This window comes from Actinomadura syzygii, assembly GCF_008085905.1.
Classification (GTDB): Bacteria; Actinomycetota; Actinomycetes; order Streptosporangiales; family Streptosporangiaceae; genus Spirillospora; species Spirillospora syzygii.
On record NZ_VSFF01000008.1, the window covers coordinates 1 to 21867 of the forward strand.

Genomic DNA, 21867 nt, shown 5'->3' on the forward strand with positions numbered 1-21867 from the left:
GTTGGGCGTTCGGTGGTTTTGGCGGAGGGGAAACACCCGGTCCCATCCCGAACCCGGAAGTTAAGCCCTTCAGCGCCGATGGTACTGCATGGGAGACTGTGTGGGAGAGTAGGACACCGCCGGACATTTATTGCAGGAAGGCCCCGCCGACACCGGCGGGGCCTTCCTCATTTCTGTGATCTCCGCACTCGCCCTAGATGATGCTTTCCTGGACTCGCGTCGTCTCGATGACCTTGCCCGCCGCGTCCAGGACCGTCAGCTCGACGGTTTCGTAGTCGGACTCCTTCCACACGGGAGGCCCCTGCTTGCGGTTGAAGATCTGCATGAAGAACCCATCCGCCTTGACGTTCACGATGCGCTCGTCGCCGTCCTTGAACTTCACCTTGATCTGGCTGGCGGGCGCCGCGGCTCGTCCGATGACGCCCATCCAGTTGTCCGCGAGCGGGCCGTACCTGACCGCGAGCGGGACGTCCGCGCCCGGGATGACCTCGTCCTGGCCGCATTCGAGAGAGCCGTCCTCCGCGCCTCCCGGCTGCACCGTGCGAATGTAGGCGCAGCTCCCGCCCATCTTTCCCGGCGCGCGCCACCATTCGGCGCGGATGCCCAACGGGCCTTCCGCCGAGATGAGCATCTCGGCCTTGCTCGTGTCGACGGAGCCCCAGGCGCTGTTCCTGTCGTTCATGGTGTTCAGCGCGTTCACCACCCCCGTGGGGATCACACCGGCGGCGTCGGCGCCCGCGGCCAGCGCGCCGAACGCGACGAAGACGCCGGCGGTGACGGCCAGGCGGCGGCGCCGTGACGGGCGGCGGGGCGCAAGCGGCTCCGCAGCCGTCCGGGACGTGGCGAGAATGCGGGTCAGGGCCCGGTGGGCCTCGGCGTCGTCAGCGGGGAAATGCAGTTCGGCGGCGGGGTCGGTGCCGACGAGCAGTTTCCGCACGGCGGCCGCGTCCTGGACTTCGGTGGCGTCGTTCATGAGCGCGCCCCTTTCATTTCGAGTCCCTGCTGACTGAGGGGCGATGCCTGTCCCGCCTGTTCGCCCGCGTGTCCGCCCGCGAGGGCATGTTCGAGTCGCCGCCGTGCGCGGTGCAGCCGCACCGCGAAAGTCCGGGGAGTGCAGCCGACGACGGTGGCCGCGGCGGACACGTCCAGACCGTCCCAACTGACGAGTTGCAGCGTTTCCTGGTCCCGGGGAGAAAGGCTCGCCATGGCGTCCCGGATGTGCAGGGCCGCCACGACGCCGCCCGCGTGGTCGGACGAGATGACGGCCGGGGACGAGGCCCGGAGTCGTGCGCCGAGCCGCAACCTCCGCCGGTCACCGCGCTGCTGGTTGGCGATCGTCTTGCGGGCGACCGAATAGAGCCAGGGAAGGACGTCGCCGGGGTCGTCCGGCAGTTCGGGGAAGCGCCGCCACGCTACGAGGAAGGTCTCCGCCGCGATGTCCCGCGCCTGGTCGGGGTCCGTGCGCCGGGCGGAGAACCGCACCACGTCTGGATAGTGCTGTTTGAAAAGGGCTGAGAAGTGTTCTTCGTCATCTCCCACGCCCGCCTCCTTGAGGAGTTGACCGGATGTCGCCTCCTTATGTCCGGCTCCTCCTCGGGATTACAGGCGGGTGCGAGATTCAGATGTCCTCTCCGGCGAGGACGCTGTCGGCGTCCACGATCCGGTAGGCGTAACCCTGTTCGGCGAGAAAGCGTTGCCGGTGGGCGGCGTAGTCCTGGTCGAGGGTGTCGCGGGCGACGACGGCGTAGAAACGGGCGCCGTGCCCGGACGCCTTCGGACGCAGCAACCGCCCCAACCGCTGCGCCTCCTCCTGCCGAGAACCATAGGCCCCCGACACTTGGACGGCGACAGAGGCTTCCGGAAGGTCGATGGAGAAGTTCGCGACCTTGGAGACGACCAGGACGTTGATCTCACCGGCGCGGAATGCGTCGAATAGCCGTTCCCGTTCGCGCACCCGTGTTTCGCCCTTGATGACGGGCGCGTCCAGAAGGACGCCGAGTTCGTCGAGCTGGTCGATGTACTGGCCGATGACCAGCGTCTGCTCGTCCTTGTGCCGGTCGACGAGCGCCTGGATGAGTTTCGTCTTCGTGTCGGTCGTGGCGCAGAACCGGTAGCGCTCCTCGGGCTCGGCGGTCGCGTACGCGAGCCGTTCCGAGTCGGTGAGGGTGACGCGGACCTCGACGCAGTCGGCGGGTGCGATCCAGCCCTGCGCCTCCATGTCCTTCCAAGGGGCGTCGTAGCGTTTCGGGCCGATGAGGGAGAAGACGTCGCCTTCCCGTCCGTCCTCCCGGACGAGGGTGGCGGTGAGGCCGAGGCGGCGGCGGGCCTGAAGGTCGGCCGTCATGCGGAAGATCGGCGCGGGGAGCAGGTGCACCTCGTCGTAGACGACCAGGCCCCAGTCGCGGGCGTCGAAGAGTTCGAGGTGGGCGTAGGCGCCTTTCCGGCGCGTCGTCATGATCTGGTACGTGGCGATGGTGACGGGACGGATCTCCTTCTTCGTCCCGGTGTACTCGCCGATCTCGTCCTCGGTGAGGGTCGTCCGGCGGAGCAGCTCCTGCTTCCACTGGTGGGCCGACACGGTGTTGGTGACGAGGATCAGCGTGGTCGCCTGCGCCTTCGCCATGGCGGTAGCGCCGACGATGGTCTTGCCCGCGCCGCACGGCAGGACGACGACGCCGGACCCGCCGTGCCAGAACGCGTCGGCGGCGTCGCGCTGGTAGGAGCGCAGTTCCCAGCCGTCTTCGGCGAGGTCGATCGGGTGGGCCTCGCCGTCCACGTACCCGGCGAGGTCTTCGGCGGGCCAGCCGAGCTTGAGCAGGGCCTGCTTGAGGGCGCCGCGCTCGCTCGGGTGGACGACGACCGCGTCGTCCCCGACCCGGGCGCCGATCATCCCCTTGATCTTCTTGGCGCGCAGCACCTCCTCCAGCACCGACCGGTCGGACGACGACATGACGAGGCCGTGCACCGGGTCCTTCTCCAGCCGCAGCCGCCCGTACCGGGCCATCGTGTCGGCGACGTCCACGAGCAGCGCGTGCGGGACGGGGTACCGGGAGAACCGGATCAGCGTGTCGACGACCTGCTCGGCGTCGTGCCCGGCGGCGCGGGCGTTCCAGAGCGCGAGCGGCGTCACCCGGTAGGTGTGGACGTGTTCGGGCGCCCGTTCGAGTTCGGCGAACGGGGCGATCTCCTTGCGGCAGGCGCCGGCCAGCTCGTGGTCGACCTCCAGCAGCAGCGTCTTGTCGGACTGGACGATCAGCGGGCCGTCGGTCACGGAATGCAGCCCCCGTCGGGAATCGGTGGTGGTGGGGTCGGGTGCACGGTACCCGAGGTCACGCGGCGAACGGTCCGTCCAGGACGGGACCGCGCGTCGGCTCAGGGGTTCAACGGTCGGAAGGCGCCCGGTCTTCCCGGGCGGGCGAGTTTCGGTTCCCGTCAGACGGGCTCAACCGGAACCGGAGTTGACGGCGATCAGATACACGATGCCGATGATGATCCCGAGGACCGTGGAGGCGGCGAAGAGCGACCAGCTCCAGATCGTCAGGTTCCGGGCGGAGCGCGGATCGGTGTCGGCGCGGCGCTGCGCGTTCAGCGCGGTGACGACTCCGGCGATGGCGACGAAGTTGCAGCACAGCACGATCGCGACGCAGTTGCAGACGAGCGCGGCCGTGATGGTGCCGCTGCTCACCCTCTTGGACGGCACTCCGGGCGGTCCGTACGTGCCGTAGGGGTTCACGCCGGGCGGCTGTTGCGCCCCGTACGCGCCGGCCGGCGGCTGCCCTCCGTACGCGCCGTACGGGTCCGCTCCGCCCGGCGGCGGTTGCGCGCCGTACGCGCCGCCGTACGGGTCCCCTTCAGCGGACGGCGGCTGCCCTCCGTACCCGCTCATCAGGTGCCTCCTCTACCTGGTCGCCGGGGCCGCGCCGCCGGTCGATGGGTTCATGCCGCACCGTAGGCGGGGCCGTCCGGTACCCCTCCCCGCGGCCGGGTCAGATGCCGCCGCCGGTCGAGTCGTAGTCGGGTTCGGACGCGGCCCCGATGAGCACGAACACCACGAACAGGATGATCGCGATCACGAAGGACACGGCGAGGATCGACCAGCTCCAGATGGTCAGCCGCCGCGACGACTCGGGGTCGGTGGACGCGCGCCCGACGGCGATCGCGCCGGTGATGATCCCGGGGATGGCGAGGACGTTGCAGCACAGCACGACCGCGACGCAACAGCAGACCAGGGCGGCGATGGCGGAGCCGTTGCTCCTCGTCGCGTACGGCACGCCGGGAGGCCCGTAGCCGTATCCCGGGCCGTACCCGTACGGGTCGTAGCCGGGCCCGCCATGCTGCTGGCCGCCGTACTGCTGACCCCCGTAGTGCTGGCCGCCGTACTGCTGCCCGGCGTACGGGTCTTCCCAGGACGGGGGCTGCCCTCCGTACCCGCTCATCGGACCTCCTCACCGGTCGCCTTGACACGCTATCGGTCGATCGGTCCTGCGGTGGACCGTATGTGAGGTTCGCCGGTTCCTGGCGCGTTCCCGGCGCCTTCCCCAGGGCGTGGGCACTCAGATCCCGCCGGACGAGTCGTAGCTCGGGTCGGACGCCACGACCGCCACGAGGTAGATGATGAAGATCGCGATGCCGAGGACGACCGACAGCCCGAACAGCACCCAGCTCCAGAGCGTCAGCTTCCGCGCGGACTCCGGATCGGTGTCGACGCGGCCCAGCGCGATCGCCGCCGTGACGATGCCCGGGATGGACAGGAGACCGCAGCACAGCAGTACCCCCGCGATGTTGCAGACCAGCGCGGCGATCGTGGAGCCGTTGCTCCCGGACCGCGGCGGGACGCCGGGCGGCCCGTAGCCGGGCGGCTGCCCGTAGGGCCCGCCGCCGTACGAGCCGCCGTACGGGCCGCCGTAGCCGCTCCAGCCCTGGGAGCCGCCGTACGGGTCGTAGCCGGGCGGGCCTCCGCCGTATCCGCTCACGGGACGGCCTCCTCCGGTGCGCGGCGCCGATCGCCTGACAGATGGGACGCCCGGTCCGCTCGGAGGGTTCCTCCGCGTCCGGAACCGGACGCCGCCGCCCAGACGGGCTAAGAAGCGTCGGACGCCGAGTCGTCGGTCAGCTCGGCCACCCCGGTGATGCGGTGCAGCGCGAACCGGTGGACGGCGGCGCGCGTCGCGTCGTACCCGGTGAGGAACCCGCCCTCGACGCGGACCGGCTCCACGATCCGGCTGGACGCCTGCCCCTGCTGGTCGAGGTAGCCGATCCAGACGCGGCCGCCCCGGTCGACGGCGGCGCGGAGCCGGTCGACGGTGGCCATCGAGGGGGAGCGCGGCGGCTCGCCGGACGGGGCGGCGTCCGCGCGCCGCCTGGCCTGCTCGGCGCCGAGCAGGGCGGCCTCGTCCCCGGCCCGCAGCGCGCGCACCGCTGCGGAGATCATCGAGGCGTCGGTGTGCTCCTCCGGCCGCAGCCGGACGATCTCCGCGGTCGGCGGCGGCTCGGCGCGCTGCGCGTCCGGCCGGGTCACGATCACGCCGCCGCCGGGTGCCTCGGCGACCGGGGCGAGGCCCATGGCGCGCAGGCCGTCGAGCAGGGCGGCGCGTTGCAGCCCGGACGCGAGCACGGTCGGCGCGAGCCGGTACAGGCGCAGCGGGTCCGAGCGCCGGTCGGCGAGGATCTCGTCGAGCGTGGCGGACGAGTCGGTCCGCACGTAGGACGAGAGCGCCCCGACGCGCAGGTGCCCGTGCCGCCGCGCGACGTCGTCGATCAGGTAGGCGAGGGGCTGCGGCAGCGGGGTCGCGGAGTGCCGGGTGAGGAGGGCGGTGAGGTCGGCGGCGGTGCGTCCGGCGTCGAGGGCGCGGCGGACGGACTCGGGCGTGAACCGGTACACGGTGGCCGCGCCGGTGGACTCGACGTCGGCGGCGAGGGCGAGCTCGCGGGCGAGGTCGGTGACGAGCGGGCCGGGCGCGATCGCGGTCAGGTCGGCCTGGATGACGATCTCGTCGACCGGCGCGGGAAGGTGCTTCTCCAGCGCGGGCTCGGCATCGGCCCCGGCGAGCAGGTCGCGGGCGAACGGGACGAGCTCGCCGAACCCGGTGAGGCCGAGCGCGGCGGCCTCGCGGAGCGTCCAGCCGATCAGCCGTTCGCGGGTGGGCCCGGCGCGGCGCGGCTGGCGCCAGCCGAGGCGGGCGCGGAGCGCGTCCTCGCCGACGACGACGCCGCGGCCCGCCTCGGCGAGGACGTCGAGCGCGGCCCGCCGCGTCGCGGGCGCGCTGCTGCGGACCATCGCCTCGCTCAGCGCGTTGATCAGCCGGTCGCGGTCGTCGCGCTCCCCGGCGAGCCCGGCGACGCGGTCGGACTTCAGCCAGCCGCGGGCGAGCTCGGTCCAGCGGCCGGCGGTGTCGCGCATGAGCCACAGGTCGTAGGCGGGGGTCGGGAGCCATTCGCCGTCGAGGTCGCCGGAGCGGGTGAGCAGCCCGGCCGCGTACGCGACCTCGACGAGCAGCCCCGCCTTCCACTCGGGGACGTCCAGCAGCCCGGCGGCGGCGCGCAGGTCGCGGACGGCGAGGCCGCCGCTGCGCAGCACCGGCGGCGGGTCGAGCCCCCAGCGCTCCAGCAGCTCCTCGGTGAGCCGGACGGCGGTGAACGCCTCGCCCGCCGCGGCCCGCACGACGACCTCGGCGGGACGCGGGTCGCGGGGCGCGGCGGTGAGCGGCGGCGGGTCGGCGGGGACGTCCCGGAACAGCCGCCCGCCGCGCAGGTGCAGCGCGACCTCGCGGGGGACGGTGACGGTCCGGTCGTCCTCGGCGGCGAGGAGGCCGCGGGCGAGGAGCCGTTCGATCGGGGTGGCGGCGGTGCCGATCCGGACGGGACGGCGCGCGTCCGCGACCCGTCCGACCGGCGGGCCCCAGGTGAGGTGGTCGAGCGCGGCGCGGGCCTCGGGACCGGCGTCCTCGATCAGCGCGGCGGGGTCGGCGAGCAGCTCGGCGAGGCGGCCGAGCAGCCGCGCCGCGTCCGCGAAGCCGCGCGGCGCCTCGCCCGCGAGGTCGGTGACGAGGTCGGCGAGCCGCTCCCGCGAGTACCCGGCGAAGACCTCCTGGACGGGCGGTCCGAGCCCGGCCGGGTGCGGCAGGCTCTGCCGGACGCCCGGCGCGGGGGCCGGCGGGTCGTCGCCCCAGGCGAGGCCGAACCGGCGGAGGGTGCCGAGGGCGTCGTCGACGCGGCCGGGCGGGGCGTCGAGCGCGGCGGGCAGGCCGTCCGGCGACGGCAGGACGAGCAGCGCCTCAAGCACGGCGAGCGTGAACCGGTCGAGCCGGTCGAGCGCGCGGGACACGGCGGCGGGCGTCGCGGCGCGGGACGCCAGCGCGGCGAGGTCGGCGGGGACGGGCGCGAGCAGCTCGGGACGCGCGGACAGCAGCGCGCGAAGCTCGTCGTCGCCTCGCGCGCGCAACCAGTCCGCATACGTCTCCATGCCGTCCCTCAACTTTAGGTGGCGTGCGCGTCGGCCCTGCCGGGCCCCTCAAGGGTAGGAGCACCCGACCGATGACCTGCTACGGGACGGCTGGGCGCGCCCGGCGGAACCGCCGGGTCAGGTGGCGGACGCCCCTTCCACGGGCGCCTCCTCGACGGGCGTCCCCGCCACGGGGGCGCGGAGCAGGCCCATGCCGAGCCGGGCCCAGCCCTCCACGAACCGCTTCTCGTCGATGTGGCTCGGCGGCTCGTACATCGACTCGTTCGCGAGCCAGTAGTTCACCACCGCGCCGCCGAGGATCGCCGCGATCGCCGGCCAGTCCTCGTCGACGCCCGCGAACTCCGGCTGCGTCGACAGCCAGGTCGCGATGCCGTCGTAGAGGGGGTTGACGATGCCTTCGCGCATCTCCGCGACCAGGTTCGGGAACTGGTCGAGGTCGCGGAACAGCACGCGGATGAGGTCCTGCTCCTCGCGCATCTTCGCGAGCCCGGCCTGGCAGGTCATCCGCAGCCGGATCTCGAGCGGGCGGTCCTCGAAGACGGTCGCGTGGTCGAGGACGTCGTTGATCTGCTTGCTCGTCCGCTCGATGTGCTCGCGGATGGCGGAGGCGAGGACCTCCTCCTTGGACCGGAAGTGCCGGTAGAGGCCCCCCGCGCCCGGCGAGAGACCGGCGGCCGCCTCGATCTCGGCGACCGAGGTCGCCGCGTAGCCCCGGTCGGCGAAGAGCCGGAGCGACTCGACCACGATCCGCTCGCGCGTAGATGTCGTCATGGTGATGAATTCCTCCGCAAGAACAGTAAGGCATCTTCGACCAGGGGGGCTCACCCCGTCCCGCGCGGCACGCCCGAATCCGTGATCTGTCTCGCTTCGGGGCCGGGGCGACTAGGCTTCGTCACGTCGCCCCGTCGCAGGGAGGGGCGTCACCGGAAGGGTCGACGATGTTCATGTCTCCGCGGAAGGCGGCCGACGGGGCCTTCCTCCCCGAGGACTTCGTGGTGCCCACGCTGGTGGCGGGCCCCCGGTTCCAGATCCGTCCGATCACCGTGCACGACGTGGTGAAGGACTACGGCGCCGTGATCGGCAGCCTCGACCGCCTCGCCGGCCGGTTCGGCCCCGAGTGGGGCTGGCCGGACAGCGAGTTCACGTTCGAGCAGGCGCTGATCGACGTCGCGTGGCTGCAGAAGCAGGGGCAGCTCCGCCGCTCGTTCAGCTACGTCGTGATCACGCCGGACGGGGAGCGCCAGCTCGGCCGCATCCACGTCGCCCCGTGCGACGAACCCGAGGTCGACGCCGTCGTCGTGTTCTGGGTCCGCGCCGACGAGGAGAACTCCGCCCTGGAGAAGGAGCTGGAGGTCTTCGTCCGGGAGTGGCTCACGACGGCGTGGCCGTTCGACAGCGTCCGCTTCCCGGGCCGCGGCTGAGCCCCGCGCGGCGTCACGCCAGGCGGCGGATCAGGGCGACCAGGATCCGGCCGCCCACCAGGTAGACGAGGCAGGCCAGGCCGTAGTTGACGGCGACGTCCAGCTTGCGGTCGGACGGCTGGAAGACGTCCTTGAACTGCCAGCACAGGTCGTGCGCCCGCTCGCCGAACCACCGGACGATGTCGTTCGCGGTGTTCGCCTCGAACGCGACGAAGACGATGTGCACGGCGAGGATCGCCACGACGAGCGTGGTGGCGACGGAGACCGCGGTGGCGAGGACGCCGACGGTCCGGCGGCGGGCGGCGGCCGCCCCGGCGGGCAGCGGACGGCGCGGCCGCGGGCCGTCCTGTCCCTTGGTCGAGTCGACGCGGGTCATCGCGTTCCTTTTCCCGGGGGTGGTTTGTTCGAGTCCCGTGTTTTCCCTGGTCACCTGGTTTGTGGTCGGGGGCCCGGGTATATCGGCAACACGGGCGGCCGTTCCCGGTGGACCGGGCGACAGCGGTTCCGGACACAACAGAACGGTTCCCGCGCGAAAGTTCCCGCGCTCTCCTACTCGGATCCCGTCGCATCGCCACTACCAGGAGAGCGCGGGTTTTCGCGTGTGTCCAGCCCCTTAACCTGGTGGACGTGCTCGATCTCGACACCCTGGAATCGTCCGATGGCGCGTTCGCGCTCGGATTCGACCTCGATCTGACCTTGGCTGACACGCGCGCCGGGATCAGCGCCGTGTACGCGGCCATCGCGGCGGAGACCGGCGTCCGCATCGACACCGACGCCGTGGTGCGGCGGCTCGGGCCTCCGCTGGAGGTGGAGCTCGCCTACTGGTTCCCGCCGGAGCGGGTGCCCGCGATGGTGGACCTGTACCGGGAGATCTACCCGGGGCTCGCCATCCCGGCGACGCTGCCGATGCCCGGCGCGGCCGCGGCGGTGGACGCGGTGCGCGCCCGCGGCGGGCGCGTCATCGTCGTCTCCGGCAAGAACCAGGCCGACACCGAGCGGACCGTCCGGTACCTGGGGTTCGAGGCCGACGCGGTGGTCGGCGGCCTGTTCGGCGCGGACAAGGGCGCCGCCCTGCGCGAGCACGGCGCCGCCGCCTACATCGGCGACCACACGGGGGACGTGGACGCGGCCCGCGCGGCGTCCGCCGTCGCGGTGGGCGTCGCGACCGGAGCGTTCGATTCGGCGGCGCTGACCGCGTACGGAGCGGACGTCGTCCTGCCCGATCTGCTGGCGTTCCCCGAATGGCTCGGCGGGTTCTCCGCGTCCCCGTCGGGGGCTCCTCGGGCATGAGCTGCGGCGCGATATTCGGGTGCCGCCGAAGCACCGCCGGGATAGCGTCAGACGGGCGGCCTACGGGCCTCCCGTAAGGGAACCCGGTGTGTACACCACCCCTTGCCGAGGCACTAATCTTGAGGTCGATTCAGGACGATTACCGAACGAGGTCTCCGGTGCCGACTGGCAAGGTCAAGTGGTACGACTCCGACAAGGGGTTCGGCTTCCTCACCCGCGACGACGGAGGTGAGGTCTTCGTGCACTCCTCGGCGCTGCCGGGCGGGGTCACGACGCTCCGGCCGGGGCAGCGCATCGAGTTCGGCGTGGTCGAGGGGCGCAGAGGCCAGCAGGCGCTCCAGGTCCGGGTCCTGGAGACGCTCCCCTCGGTCGAGAAGACCATCGCGAAGCAGCGGCGCAAGAAGCCGGACGAGATGGTCGTCATCACCGAAGACCTGATCAAGCTCCTGGACGGGATCTCCAACACCTACCGGCGCGGCAAGCACCCCGCCCCGGCCGAGGCCAAGAAGATCGCGACCGTGCTGCGCGCCGTCGCCGACGACCTGGCCGCGCCCTAGCGGTCGGGCCCGTGGCGGTCGGCCCGTAGCGGTCAGGTGCGCATCTCCGGGTGCGCGTCCGTGATCGTGGGATGCGGGCGGCTGTCCCTGCTCTCTCGGCTGTCCCTGCTGTCTCTGTTCCCCTCTCGGCCGTCCCGGCCGCCGTGGCGGCGCGTCCCGGCCTGCCGGGTGAGCAGCCAGGCGAACGAGGCGGCGAGCGCGGCGGAGACGACCGCGAGGGCGATCTGGCCGTCCGCGACGATCGACATGCCGAGCCCGAGCAGCCCGCCGACCACCCAGGCGAGCTGGTGCAGGGTCTCCGAGACCGCGAACGTGGAGGAGCGCATCTCCTCGCCGATCTCGCGCTGGACGACCGCGTCCATGGACAGCTTGCCGAGCACCTGGCCGAGGCCCGCCGCCGTCGCCACCGCGAGCGCCGCCCACAGCCCGAAGAACGCGGCGCTCGCCGCGGCGACGGCCGTGACGGCCGCGAGCGTCGCCGACACGATGAACCGGGGCGCCCGCGCCTTCATCCACGCGCCGAGCGCCGTGCCGATCAGGCCGCCCGCCCCGGCGGACGCCGCGAGCAGGCCGAGCGCCACCTTGTGGGACACCGGGTCGAACCGCTCCTGGCGCAGCAGGAACGCCAGGTAGATGATCAGGAAGCCGGAGAACGCGCGGAGCACGGCGTTCGCCTGCATCGCCTCCGCGACGACGGGGCCGACGCGGGGGAACGTCCGCCAGCGCTTGGCGCACGTGGCGGCCGACCCGTCGCCCTCGTCCGGCGGGCACTCCGCCTCCGGGACGTCGACGTGCTGCGGCAGCCGCATCGTGAACACGACGCCGAGCAGGAACACGATCGTGCCGATGCGCAGCACCCAGTCGGCGCCGATCAGCAGCGCGAGGCCCGCGCCGAGCGGCGCGGTGATCGACGCGGCGATCAGCCCCGCGAACGAGGCCCGCGCGTTCGCCGTGACGAGCGTGATCTGGTCGGGCAGCACGCGCGGCGTGACGGCCGCGCGCAGCACCCCGAACGCCTTGGACAGGACGAGCACCCCGAACGCGGCGGGCAGGAACGTGACCTGGTCGCCGTGCGGGAGCGCGCTCGCCATCGCCCAGCACAGCAGCGCGCGGATCACGAACGAGCTGGCGATCGCGTACCGGCGGACGTGCCGTGCCCGGTCGAGCGCCGGACCGATCAGCGGCGCGACCAGCGCGAACGGCGCCATCGTCACGACGAGGTAGAGCGCGATCTGGCCGCGCGCCTGGTTGACGTCCAGTCCGAAGAACAGTGTGCCCGCGAGCGCGACGGTGACGAGCGCGTCGCCCGCCGCGTTGAACGCGGACGCCTCGACGAGGCTGCCGAGGCCGCTGCGCCCGGCGCCGTTCGCGTGCGTGACCCGGCGGGTCAGCCGCCCGGTCCCGAGCACGGCGGAGCGGGCGCCGCGCAGCGGCAGCGCCGATCGTCCGGCGGCGGCGTGCACGGCCCGCCCGAGCCGTGTCCGGTCACCCATGCGCCCTGTCTCTCCCTGCGGTCGTTCGGGCCGTTCGCCGAGGTGCGCGCCCCCGAAGCGATTCGGCCGATACGGCGACCCAACTGAGACTACGTTCCCCACGGCGATGCGGGCTCACCTCCGTTCCGGCGGTGGGGGTTTTCACGTTAGGGACGGGCGGGGTGCCCGGACACGTCGTTCCATGGGCGAGAATCGACATGTGAGCCCATTGCGTCAGACCAGCCCCGCGCCGTCCGCGGCCGCGCGCACCACCTCAGGGCCCGCCCGGCGGACCCGCACGCCCGCCGTCGACGCCGCCTGCGCCGAGGCCGTCGACACCGCCCGCGAGGCCGCGGCGGAGACGGCGAGTCCCGGTCAGGTCGGCGAGCACCTCGGCCTGCGCGCCGAAGGCGATCGCGTGGTCACGCACTACTTCGAGTCCCTCGATCCGGCGTACGAGGGGTGGCGGTGGGCGGTCACGGTGACGCGGGCGTCCCGCGCCAAGAACGTCACGGTCAGCGAGTGCGTGCTGCTGCCGGGCGACGACGCGCTGCTCGCGCCGCCGTGGGTGCCGTGGCTTGAGCGGCTGCGTCCCGGCGACCTCGGGCCCGGCGACCTGCTGCCGACCGCGCCGGACGACGTCCGGCTCGCGCCCGGCTTCACCGAGGTCGACGACTCGGGCGATCGGCAGGCCGACTGGGAGTTCGGGCTCGGCCGCGTCCGGGTGCTGTCCAGGGAGGGCCGGGACGAGGCGGCCGAGCGCTGGTACGACGGCGTCGGCGGGCCGCGCGCCCCGATCGCCGCCTCCGCTCCGGCGCAGTGCTCGACCTGCGGGTTCTTCGTGGCGCTGGCGGGCGAGCTGCGGCAGGTGTTCGGGGTGTGCGCGAACGAGTACGCGCCCGACGACGGGCGGGTCGTGTCCGCCGACCACGGGTGCGGGGCGCATTCGGAGGCCGTGTCGATCCCGGCGGTGTCCGAGCACAGCCCGCCGGTGATCGACGAGCTGGGGTACGAGGTCGTCGCCGCGAGCCCGGCCGAGGAGGCCGCCGCGGACGCCGCCGTGGACGATGCCGCGCCGCTGGACGACGAGGCCCTCGGCCACAGCTGAGCATGGACGCCTTCGGGACCGACGAAGCGTCCGGGACCAACGACGCGTTCGGGACTCGCGCGCTGCGCGCCCGGGTGCTGCGCGCGTGGGGCGAGTCGCCCGCCCGGTTCCGCGAGGACGCCAACGCCGAGGAGGACCACGCCCTCGGCGGCTACCGCGACCGCGTGGTGGTCGAGCTGGCGCAGAACGCCGCCGACGCGGCCTCGCGTGCCGGTGTCCCCGGCCGCCTGCGCCTGACGCTGCGGGGTTCCGTGCTGACGGCCGCGAACACGGGGTCGTCGCTGGACGCCGCAGGTGTGGAGGCGCTGTCGACCCTGCGCGCCTCCGCGAAACGCGACGACGCCGGTGCGGTCGGACGGTTCGGCGTGGGCTTCGCCGCCGTTGTGGCTGTTTCGGACGAGCCCGCCATCGCGTCCGGGACGGGCGGCGTGTTCTGGTCGCGTCAGCGGGCCCAGGAGTTGGTGGACGCAGAACCCGCCCTTTCGGGGGAGTTGGAGCGGAGGAGCGGGCACGTGCCGCTGCTCCGGCTGCCGTTCGCCCTGGACGGGCCGCCGGAGATCCCAGGCGGGTTCGACACGGTGGTGCGTCTCCCGTTGCGCGCGGACACGGTCGAGGCCGTCCGGGAGCAGCTGGGGCAGATCGACGCGGCGCTGATGCTGGCCCTGCCCGCCCTGGAGAGCGTCGAGATCGACGTCGACGGGGACGTGCGCGAGCTGACCGCCGAGCATCGCCCGTCCGGCGAAGTGGTCATCAACGGGGCCGTGTGGCGGACGGTCGAGGAACACGGCGAAACTCCGGCCGCGCTCTTGGAAGACCGTCCGGTGGAGGAACGGGCGCGGCCGTTCTGGCAGGTCCGGTGGACGCTACCCGAGGACGGCCTCCCCGAGGGCGTGCCCGGCGTCGTGCATGCTCCCACGCCCAGCGACGAACGCCTGGACCTGCCCGCGCTGCTCCTCGCGTCGTTCCCGCTCGCGCCCGACCGGCGCCATGTCGCGCCCGGTCCGCTGACGGATTTCCTCATCGAGCGGGCGGCCGAGACCTATGTGCGGCTGTTGGCCGACCTTCCCGCTTCGCCGCAGGTGCTCCGGCTCGTGCCGGGGCCGATCGGGGCGGGGGAGCTGGACGCCCGCGTCCGGCGCGGCGTCCTCGAACGCCTGCCCGAGGCGCCGCTGCTGCCCGACCGCACGCGCGGCCGCGACGCGGTCGCCGTGGACGCGCCGCCCGCCTTCATCGAGGTCCTGCGCGACGGCGTGGTGGGCGGGCTGCTGCCGCCGGAGTGGCCCGCGCGGAGCCCCGCGCTCGCCGCGCTCGGGGTGCGCCGCGTCGAACTGGCCGACGTCGTCGACGAGCTGGCCGCTGTGGACCGCGAACCGGCGTGGTGGCACCGGGTGTACGAGGCGCTCGCCGGAGCCGCGACAGACGCTCTGGGCGCTCTTCCGGTGCCCCTGGCGGGCGCGGCGGGCCGGACCGTCCGCGGCCCGCGCGGACTGCTGATCGCGGACGAGGTCGATCCGGCGGGCCTGGACGTGCTCGGGCTGCGGTTCGTCCACCCCGAGGCGGTGCATCCGCTGCTGACCCGGCTGGGCGCGGTCGAGGCGGGGCCGCGCGCCGTCCTCGCCGACGCCGCGGTGCGCGCGGCCGTCGAGGAGTCGTTCGACGCGGACGATCCCGACGTCGTCGCTGAAGCCGTCCTGGGTCTGGTCGCGTCCGCGCTGATCGAGCCGGGGGAGGAGCCGTGGCTCGCGGAGCTGGCCCTGCCCGGCGACGACGGAGATCTGTATCCCGCCGGTGAACTCCTCCTGCCGCACAGCCCGTTGCGTGAGCTCATGGCCGAGGACGCGCCGTTCGGCGTCGTCGCGCCCGAACCGCTTGAGCGGTGGGGTGCGGAGACGCTCGTGGCGGTCGGCGTCCTGGACGGGTTCGCCCTGGCCAAGGCCGAGGACGTGAACCTCACCGGGCTCGCCGACGAGGCCGAGACCCTGGACCTGGACGACGAAGACCTCTGGGCGGACGAAACGCTACGGCGCGTGGGCCCGCAGGAGCTGCCGCCGCTCGTCCCGGAGTTCGCGGCCGTCCGCGACCTGGAACTCGTGGACGACTGGTCCGCCGCACTGCGCGTCCTCGCCGGAGCGCCATGGCGGGCCGCGATCGTCGATCCCGCCCATGTGACCCTGCACAACGGGCGGCGCGTTTCCGTCCCGTCGTACACGGCGTGGTGGCTGAGCCGCCGTCCGGTACTGGACGGACGCAGGCCGGGCGAGTTCAGGCTTCCTGGCGACGACACCCTGTCCGGTCTCTACGACATCGCCCCAGACGGATTCGACGAACGGTTGCTCCTCGCCCTGGGCGTCCGTACGTCACTGGCCGATCTGCTGGACGAACCCGGCGGAGCCCAAGAACTGCTCGACCGGCTCGGTGACCCTTCGCGGCTCGTGACCCGCTCGCAACTGGTCGGCCTCTGGACGGCCCTGGCCGACACCGCCGACCCGGACGTCGAGCCACCCGCCCACGTGCGCGCGGTAGTGGATGGCGAGGTCGAGGTCGTGGACGCCGACGACGCCCTCGTCCTCGACGGTCCGGACGTCCTGCCGCTCCTCCAAGGGCAGCCGCTCGTCATCGCCGCCCAAGGCCGGGACGTCCACTTGGCCGAACTCCTCGAACTGCCCCTGGCCGGTGACGAGATCGCGGGGGACGTGCAGAGCGAGGGCGAAAAGCGTCCTGTCCCGGACGTGGTGCGCGCCGTCCTGCCCGACGTGCCCGCCCACTACCTCGCGCACGAACGCCTCATCGTGGACGGCCAGGACGTCCCGTGGTGGACGAGAGACGGCGAGATCCACGCGGGGGACGCGGCCGGGCTCGCCCGAGCCCTGGCCTGGTCCACCGGAAAGTGGTCTGAGCGGCATACCATTGAAGCGGTCCTGCGTGACCCGGAGAGGCTGCCGTTCCTGCTGGCCGAAGCGGAACTGGAGGCTTAGCCGGGGAGTCTCAGCCGGACTCCCGCCTCGCCGCTCGCGCCGCCTCCTGGCCCGCCCGGCGGGACTGGAGCCGCGGGACGTACCAGACCCCGAACAAGCCGCTCGCGGCACCCGTGACGCACACCCACAGCCACCAGCGATCCTCGGACGGCAGGCCGACGATGAGCAGCACGACGAACGCCACCGTCCAGGCGGCGGTCCCCGCGGCCGCGATGCGGACGTCGTTGGTCCGCATCGGGGGCGGGTCGGGACGGCGCGGTCGGGTCATGCGATCAGGCTACGCGGTGCGGTCGTGCCGCGCGGCCCCGGCCGGGCGGCGCGCGGCACGCGCGACCTGGGAAGGCGGGCGGCCCGCTGTCGCAACCCGACCCGGTTGCGGACATGCTTGTAAGGGGAGGGCGACGCGACCTCTGCCCTCCCGAGACCGCCCTGGCGGGCGGGCGCCGGTGACCTCCGGCGTCCACGACGGCGGCACAGGAGACCGATGACCATGACAACGCCACCGACCCGGGACCGCGCGACCTCCCAGCCGGGACTGGCCGAGGAGCTGCGCATCTCGATCGCACGGCTGTCCCGCAGGCTGCGCACGCTGCGCAGCCCGACGAGCGGCGACGCCGCGCGGAGCCCGTTGTCGCTCACGCAGTTCGCCGCGCTGGCCGCGATCGAACGGCACGGGTCGATGACGCCGCGCGAGCTCGCCGACCACGAGAAGGTGCAGCCGCCGTCGATGACGCGGGTCATCGCGTTCCTGGAGGAGCGGGGCCTCGTCGCGCGCAGCCCGCATCCGACGGACGGCCGCCAGGTCGTGCTGAACGCGACCGAGGCGGGCGCCGCCCTGCTGTCGGACGAGCGGCGGCGCAAGGAGGCGTGGCTGGCCAGGCGGCTCACCGAGCTGACGGAGGAGGAGCGGCGGATCCTGCGCCGCGCCGCGCCGATCATCGACAAGCTCAGCCGCTCCTGATCGAAACCCGATCGAAAAGGGCGCGCTTGCCGGAATGACCGCGCCCTGATTATTGTTAGCAGGGTTAATGACTTCTGCTAACGAAAGCCTCGACGAGCCCGAGGGGGCCGCGCCGCGCGGGTCCCGCGGGCGGATGCCGGCGCGCACCGGCCGGTCCGCGGCGCTCCCCGCCTCCCTCCCCCTCTCGTCCTCGCTCGGCTCCGGGGCGCGGGTGCGGCACCGTCCGGCCGCGCACCCGCCGGGGCGGCACGCCGCGAAGCCCTGCGGGCCGCCCTCGCACGCGGACGAACCCGTCCGCGCGAAGGCGTCCGTCGAGCGGCTTGGATCGCTCCAAGCACCGAAGCCGCCGGAGACCCCCGAGCCGGAAACCCCCGTGCCGCCGAACGCTCTGGACCCGGAGACCCTGGACCCGGAGACTCTGGAGTCGAACGCCCTGGGATCGGAAGTCCTTGAGCCGGAGGCCCGCGCTCCCGGGCCGCTGGACGACGACGCCGCCGAAGAGCCGAAGACCGGCGGCATGTTCCGCTCCCTGCGCGTCCGCAACTACCGGCTGTACGCGGCCGGGCAGGTCGTCTCGAACACCGGGACGTGGATGCAGCGCGTCGCGCAGGACTGGCTCGTCCTCGAACTCGCGCACGGCAGCGGCACCGCGCTCGGCATCACCACCGGCCTCCAGTTCCTGCCGATGCTGCTGTTCGGCCTGTGGGGCGGCGTCATCGCCGACCGCTACCCGAAGCGCCGCATCCTCGTGCTGACGCAGGTGGCGATGGGCGTGCTCGCGCTCATCCTCGGCCTGCTCGCGATCACCGGCGCCGCGCAGGTGTGGCACGTGTACGTGCTCGCGTTCGGGCTCGGCCTCGCGACCGTCGTCGACAACCCGGCCCGCCAGTCGTTCGTGGTCGAGATGGTCGGCAAGCGCGACCTGCCGAACGCGATCGCGCTGAACAGCGCCACCTTCAACGGCGCCAGGCTGCTCGGCCCCGCCGTCGCGGGCGTGCTGATCGCGCTGATCGGGACGGGCCCGGTGTTCCTGGTGAACGCCGCGTCGTTCGGGGCAGTCCTGTTCGGCCTGTACGCGATGCGGCCGGAGGAGCTGAGCTCCGCGCCCCCGGTCAAGCGCGCCAAGGGGCAGCTCCGCGAGGGGCTCAGCTACGTCCGCGGGCGGCGCGACCTGATGCTGGTGCTGATCCTCATCGGGTTCCTCGCCATGTTCGGCATGAACTTCGCCACGACCGTCGCGCTCGTCGCCAAGGAGACGTTCCACACCGACTCGGCGGCGTTCGGCGTCGCGTCCAGCATGCTGGCGCTCGGCGCGCTGAGCGGCGCGCTGCTCGCGGCGCGCCGGGTGGCGAGGCCGCGGCTGCGGATGCTGGTCGCGATGGGCCTGCTGTTCAGCGTGCTGGAGGTCGTGACCGGCCTGATGCCGACGTACTGGACGTTCGTGATCCTGCTCGTGCCCACCGGGATCGCGATGATGTCGATCATGACGGCGGCGAACGCGACCATGCAGCTCGGCGTGGCGCCGGAGATGCGGGGCCGCGTCATGGCGCTCTACATGCTCGTGTTCCTCGGGTCGAACCCGATCGGCGCGCCCGCGATCGGCTGGATGGCCGAGGAGTTCGGCGCCCGGACGGGCCTCGTGCTCGGCGGGCTGATCTCCGCCCTCGCGGCGATCGCCGTCGGCGTGATGGCCCTGCCGCGCGGGTCGGTCGGCCCGGCGCTCGCGCGGGTCCGGCGGCGGCCGGGCCCGCCGTCCGCCGGTTCCGCCTCGCGGGAGGCCGGTTCCGCGTGACAACGGGTGCCATCTGCTGAAATGCTGACCAGGTGGCCCTCCGGACGCTCCCATGAGGCTTTTCGTGGCGCTCGTTCCGCCGCCGGACATCCTGGACGAGCTGGAGGAGGCCGTCCGCCCGCACCGCGAGTCGGTGCCGGAGCTGAAATGGGTCAGGCGCGAGCTGATGCACGTCACGCTGACGTTCCTCGGCGAGGTCGACGACCGCACCCTCGACCGGCTGCTGCCCCGGCTGGAGCGCGCCGTCGGGCGGCATGAGCGGATGGCGCTGTCCCTCGCGGGCGCGGGCGCGTTCCCGGGCAGCGGCGCGCACGCCCGCGTCCTGTGGACGGGCCTGTTCGGCGACCGCCGCCGGGTCGCGCGGCTCGCCGCGTCGACGACGGCGGCCGGACGCCGGGTCGGCACGATGCCCGACAAGCACCGGGGCTTCCGCCCGCACCTCACGTTGGCGCGGTCCAGAAAGCCGGTGGACGCGCGTCCGCTCATCGAGTCGCTGTCGGCGTTCGCGGGCGCCCCGTGGACGGCCGAGTCGGTCCAGCTCATCCGCAGCCACCTGCCCGGCAAGGACTACGACCAGCTGGCCTACGAGCCGCTGAAGACGTGGTCGCTGCGTCAGAGCTCGGGCGGCGGCGGAGCGGGACGGTCGGCGTCCGGCGGTCCCCAGGGCAGGCCGTAGCGCTCGCACGCGCGGCGCAGCGCGTCCAGGTCGGGCGGGAACGCGACCTGCCGCAGCACCCGCCCGGAGGGGCTCCACACCACGAGCCGCGGCATCCGCTCGGCGGCCTCGTCGATACCGACGCCGCCGACCCGGTCGCGGCCGAGGTTCCACTCGACCCGGCCGCGCCGCGTGACGACGGCGAGCCCCGCCGACGACACCCGCAGCTGCGGACGGTTCCGGTCGTACAGCCAGTAGCCGACCAGCCCGATGAGCAGCCCGGCGGGCGCCGACCACGACGCCGTCCGGTCGAACCCGCCGAGTTCGGGGCCGAGCCACACCGCGCCCAGCAGCGCCACCGCCTCGCACAGCAGGACGCTCATCCCGTACGTGCCGACGCGGGAGCGGCGGGTCGCGTCGAGGAGCGCGCCCGGCGCGGTGGCCGGGTCGGGCGGTGCGGGCACGGTGAACGTCACGTCGTGCTCGTCCAGCAGCTCCGCCTGCGCCGCCCCGCCGGACCCTCCGTCCCGCGCGGCGCTCTGCGCGGGCAGCGACGCGGGCGCGGGCCCGGCCGACTCCTCCTCCGGGACGGCCAGCGTCGAGACGGCGGAGTGGAACGCGGCGCTCAGGTAGGCGTCGTACTCGGCGTCGTTCACCGGCAGCCCCGCGCGGCGCGCCGCGTCGCGCAGGTCGGTCCGGGAGATGCGGAGCGCCGACAGCGGCGCGGCGAAGAACTCGTCGCCGTCGGTGTCGTACAGCCGGACCCAGGCGTGCCCGCCGATCGTCAGCAGCTCGATGCCGCCGATGCGGTCCTCCGGCATCTTCAGCACGACGTCGCCCGCCGCGTCGGCCCAGCCGAGGCCGCCGTCGGCGACGACCAGCCGCCCGCCCGGGACCTGCGAGAACACCTCGGGCAGCCCCTCCAGGCCGTACTGCGGGCGGCGCGGCGCCCGCGCCCCCGGCGTGATCACCCGGTAGCCGTGGTCGTCGAGGGCGTGCGCGAGCTGGAAGCCGTCCAGGCCGTAAGCGGGCAGCCGGGCGAGGAGTTCGAGCCGGTGCCCGAACGCCAGCGCGGCGAGGTCGGCGCGGCGCGGCTCGCCGCTCACCGGGTCGAGCCGCAGGCCGGGGCCGACGACGACGGCGGCGACGTCGCCCGCGCGCAGGTCCTGCGCCTCGCGGCGGCGGCCGGGACGGGCCCGCACCAGCAGCCGCTCGGCTGTGATCGTCCAGTGCACCCGGGCGGCGCGCAGCAGCCGGCGGCGCGCGGCGAGGACGCCGCCGATGGCGGCGAGCGTCCAGCAGCCGGCGGCGAGCCGGGCGCCGAACGCGCTCGTCCCGTCCACCGCGATCCGGACGATCATGACGACGCCGAGCAGCGCGGTCAGCGTGCCGAGGAGCACGACCCGGCGGCGGCTCGGCAGCGGCTCCGGCGTGTCGAGCCGCTGCTCGTCGCCCGTCCCGCGCACGGACCGCCCGGCCGCCCGGACGGACGGCTCGTGCGCCGCCGCCATGAGCGCCGCCTCCTGGTCGAGCAGCCGCCGCTCCGCCGCGTGGTCGCGGGGGAGGGTGCCGCCGCCGGGGACGTCGTCGTCCAGGCCGGGGACGCTGAGCGCCTCGTCCAGCGCGGGGTCGAGCAGGTCGCTGGCCTCGCCGTCCAGGACGTGCATGGGGATGCCGAGCCGCCGCGCCGTCACGAACACGGCGAGCGGCTCCAGGCCCATCGTGGTCATCCCGCCGACGGCGGTACGGCCGAAGCGGTGGAACACGGTCAGGACGCCGTCGCCGGTCGTGATGGCCAGGGCGTCGATCCTGGACCGCTCGTAGGAGACCGCGTTCAGCCCGTCCGGCCCGATCTGCTCGAGCCCGGCCGCCGACAGCCGCCAGTACGGCCGCGGTCGCCGCCGCCGCGCCTCCGGGACGGCGCCGAGCAGCCAGGGGATCGCCGCGACCGCCCCGATCAGCGCCGCCCACAGCCACACCGGCCGGATCGGCAGCAGCGCGAGCGCCACCGCCAGGAGGGCGAACGGCCCGGCCGCGACCGGACGCCACCGGCCGCCAGGACCCGCGAGGCCCACCAGCTCATGCTCCACAGTCCGCATCCTCACACGGGCCCCCGAGGGCCCGTCGCCCCCTTCCACGATCCGATCGCCCTCCGGAACCGACTTCCATCGCGC

At 73.7% G+C, this 21867-nt stretch carries 19 protein-coding genes, 1 rRNA gene and 1 pseudogene; 9 read left to right on the forward strand and 12 right to left on the reverse strand.

The features are described from left to right. The first annotated feature begins 8 nt into the window (after nt 1-8). Nucleotides 9-125: ribosomal RNA gene (gene rrf / locus FXF65_RS20505) — 5S ribosomal RNA — on the forward strand. A gap of 68 nt (nt 126-193) precedes the next feature. Here rrf and FXF65_RS20510 read toward each other — a convergent pair. The 8 genes and pseudogenes from FXF65_RS20510 to FXF65_RS20545 form a co-directional block, all read right to left on the reverse strand. Then, entirely contained in the window at nt 194-973 is a 780-nt protein-coding gene (locus FXF65_RS20510; RefSeq protein WP_148351620.1) for a hypothetical protein, read from the reverse strand. Continuing rightward, nucleotides 970-1545 (reverse strand): annotated as a pseudogene (locus FXF65_RS20515) (RNA polymerase sigma factor); the annotation flags it as partial. The pseudogene FXF65_RS20515 and the gene FXF65_RS20510, both read right to left, overlap by 4 nt. A gap of 73 nt (nt 1546-1618) precedes the next feature. Further along, nucleotides 1619-3271: a DNA repair helicase XPB gene (locus FXF65_RS20520; protein ID WP_148351622.1), complete on the reverse strand. Its 1653-nt coding sequence runs from the start codon at nt 3269-3271 to the stop codon at nt 1619-1621. Between the two features lie 171 nt (nt 3272-3442). Then, nucleotides 3443-3886: a hypothetical protein gene (locus tag FXF65_RS20525; protein WP_148351623.1), complete on the reverse strand. Its 444-nt coding sequence runs from the start codon at nt 3884-3886 to the stop codon at nt 3443-3445. 100 nt (nt 3887-3986) lie between these two features. Beyond that, nucleotides 3987-4436, reverse strand: coding sequence for a hypothetical protein (locus FXF65_RS20530; protein WP_148351624.1), 450 nt, complete (start codon nt 4434-4436; stop codon nt 3987-3989). 117 nt (nt 4437-4553) lie between these two features. Beyond that, entirely contained in the window at nt 4554-4973 is a 420-nt protein-coding gene (locus tag FXF65_RS20535; RefSeq protein ID WP_148351625.1) for a hypothetical protein, read from the reverse strand. Nucleotides 4974-5080: 107 nt separating this feature from the next. Next, nucleotides 5081-7462: a helicase-associated domain-containing protein gene (locus FXF65_RS20540; protein WP_148351626.1), complete on the reverse strand. Its 2382-nt coding sequence runs from the start codon at nt 7460-7462 to the stop codon at nt 5081-5083. A 117-nt stretch (nt 7463-7579) separates the two neighbouring features. Then, entirely contained in the window at nt 7580-8233 is a 654-nt protein-coding gene (locus tag FXF65_RS20545) for a TetR/AcrR family transcriptional regulator (RefSeq protein ID WP_187412420.1), read from the reverse strand. A gap of 167 nt (nt 8234-8400) precedes the next feature. Here FXF65_RS20545 and FXF65_RS20550 point away from each other — a divergent pair, with 167 nt between their 5' ends. After that, nucleotides 8401-8883 (forward strand): GNAT family N-acetyltransferase, encoded by a 483-nt coding sequence (locus FXF65_RS20550; RefSeq protein ID WP_246198971.1) that lies wholly within the window; start codon nt 8401-8403, stop codon nt 8881-8883. 13 nt (nt 8884-8896) lie between these two features. Here the strand turns inward: FXF65_RS20550 and FXF65_RS20555 are convergent, their stop codons facing one another. Beyond that, on the reverse strand, nt 8897-9259 hold the full coding sequence (locus FXF65_RS20555; protein ID WP_148351627.1) for a hypothetical protein: 363 nt from the start codon (nt 9257-9259) through the stop codon (nt 8897-8899). A 251-nt stretch (nt 9260-9510) separates the two neighbouring features. On the opposite strand from FXF65_RS20555, the gene FXF65_RS20560 reads away from it, so the two are divergent. Together FXF65_RS20560 and FXF65_RS45905 are read left to right on the forward strand one after the other, a co-directional pair. Next, nucleotides 9511-10173 (forward strand): HAD family hydrolase, encoded by a 663-nt coding sequence (locus FXF65_RS20560; protein WP_246198972.1) that lies wholly within the window; start codon nt 9511-9513, stop codon nt 10171-10173. A gap of 158 nt (nt 10174-10331) precedes the next feature. After that, the gene (locus FXF65_RS45905; RefSeq protein WP_067894983.1) at nt 10332-10730 is read left to right on the forward strand and encodes a cold-shock protein; all 399 of its coding nucleotides are present in this window, start codon (nt 10332-10334) and stop codon (nt 10728-10730) included. 32 nt (nt 10731-10762) lie between these two features. Here FXF65_RS45905 and FXF65_RS20570 read toward each other — a convergent pair whose 3' ends face one another. After that, nucleotides 10763-12223: an MFS transporter gene (locus FXF65_RS20570; RefSeq protein WP_148351628.1), complete on the reverse strand. Its 1461-nt coding sequence runs from the start codon at nt 12221-12223 to the stop codon at nt 10763-10765. 208 nt (nt 12224-12431) lie between these two features. Here FXF65_RS20570 and FXF65_RS20575 point away from each other — a divergent pair, with 208 nt between their 5' ends. Then, on the forward strand, nt 12432-13310 hold the full coding sequence (locus FXF65_RS20575) for a DUF3027 domain-containing protein (protein WP_246199012.1): 879 nt from the start codon (nt 12432-12434) through the stop codon (nt 13308-13310). A gap of 2 nt (nt 13311-13312) precedes the next feature. Continuing rightward, nucleotides 13313-16285: a sacsin N-terminal ATP-binding-like domain-containing protein gene (locus tag FXF65_RS20580; RefSeq protein ID WP_148351630.1), complete on the forward strand. Its 2973-nt coding sequence runs from the start codon at nt 13313-13315 to the stop codon at nt 16283-16285. Nucleotides 16286-16295: 10 nt separating this feature from the next. Here FXF65_RS20580 and FXF65_RS20585 read toward each other — a convergent pair whose 3' ends face one another. Beyond that, on the reverse strand, nt 16296-16553 hold the full coding sequence (locus FXF65_RS20585; protein WP_148351631.1) for a DUF2530 domain-containing protein: 258 nt from the start codon (nt 16551-16553) through the stop codon (nt 16296-16298). Nucleotides 16554-16775: 222 nt separating this feature from the next. Between FXF65_RS20585 and FXF65_RS20590 the strand changes: the two genes are divergently transcribed. The 3 genes from FXF65_RS20590 to thpR all read left to right on the forward strand — a co-directional run bounded on the left by FXF65_RS20590 (nt 16776) and on the right by thpR (nt 19714). Further along, nucleotides 16776-17246, forward strand: a complete 471-nt coding sequence (locus tag FXF65_RS20590) for a MarR family transcriptional regulator (protein ID WP_148351632.1) — start codon at nt 16776-16778, stop codon at nt 17244-17246. Between the two features lie 517 nt (nt 17247-17763). Then, entirely contained in the window at nt 17764-19038 is a 1275-nt protein-coding gene (locus tag FXF65_RS20595; RefSeq protein WP_148352049.1) for an MFS transporter, read from the forward strand. A gap of 52 nt (nt 19039-19090) precedes the next feature. Then, nucleotides 19091-19714, forward strand: a complete 624-nt coding sequence (thpR, locus tag FXF65_RS20600; protein WP_148351633.1) for an RNA 2',3'-cyclic phosphodiesterase — start codon at nt 19091-19093, stop codon at nt 19712-19714. Here the strand turns inward: thpR and FXF65_RS20605 are convergent. Further along, on the reverse strand, nt 19651-21783 hold the full coding sequence (locus tag FXF65_RS20605) for a hypothetical protein (RefSeq protein ID WP_148351634.1): 2133 nt from the start codon (nt 21781-21783) through the stop codon (nt 19651-19653). The genes thpR and FXF65_RS20605 overlap by 64 nt on opposite strands. Nucleotides 21784-21867 lie beyond the last annotated feature (84 nt).

Coding starts and splice junctions, on each gene's coding strand:
- FXF65_RS20510 (WP_148351620.1), bottom strand. CDS start 973: ATGAACGACGCCACCGAAGTCCAGGACGCGGCCGCCGTGCGGAAACTG.
- FXF65_RS20525 (WP_148351623.1), bottom strand. CDS start 3,886: ATGAGCGGGTACGGAGGGCAGCCGCCGTCCGCTGAAGGGGACCCGTAC.
- FXF65_RS20530 (WP_148351624.1), bottom strand. CDS start 4,436: ATGAGCGGGTACGGAGGGCAGCCCCCGTCCTGGGAAGACCCGTACGCC.
- FXF65_RS20540 (WP_148351626.1), bottom strand. CDS start 7,462: ATGGAGACGTATGCGGACTGGTTGCGCGCGCGAGGCGACGACGAGCTT.
- FXF65_RS20545 (WP_187412420.1), bottom strand. CDS start 8,233: ATGACGACATCTACGCGCGAGCGGATCGTGGTCGAGTCGCTCCGGCTC.
- FXF65_RS20550 (WP_246198971.1), top strand. CDS start 8,401: ATGTTCATGTCTCCGCGGAAGGCGGCCGACGGGGCCTTCCTCCCCGAG.
- FXF65_RS20555 (WP_148351627.1), bottom strand. CDS start 9,259: ATGACCCGCGTCGACTCGACCAAGGGACAGGACGGCCCGCGGCCGCGC.
- FXF65_RS20570 (WP_148351628.1), bottom strand. CDS start 12,223: ATGGGTGACCGGACACGGCTCGGGCGGGCCGTGCACGCCGCCGCCGGA.
- FXF65_RS20580 (WP_148351630.1), top strand. CDS start 13,313: ATGGACGCCTTCGGGACCGACGAAGCGTCCGGGACCAACGACGCGTTC.
- FXF65_RS20585 (WP_148351631.1), bottom strand. CDS start 16,553: ATGACCCGACCGCGCCGTCCCGACCCGCCCCCGATGCGGACCAACGAC.
- FXF65_RS20590 (WP_148351632.1), top strand. CDS start 16,776: ATGACAACGCCACCGACCCGGGACCGCGCGACCTCCCAGCCGGGACTG.
- FXF65_RS20595 (WP_148352049.1), top strand. CDS start 17,764: ATGTTCCGCTCCCTGCGCGTCCGCAACTACCGGCTGTACGCGGCCGGG.
- thpR (WP_148351633.1), top strand. CDS start 19,091: ATGAGGCTTTTCGTGGCGCTCGTTCCGCCGCCGGACATCCTGGACGAG.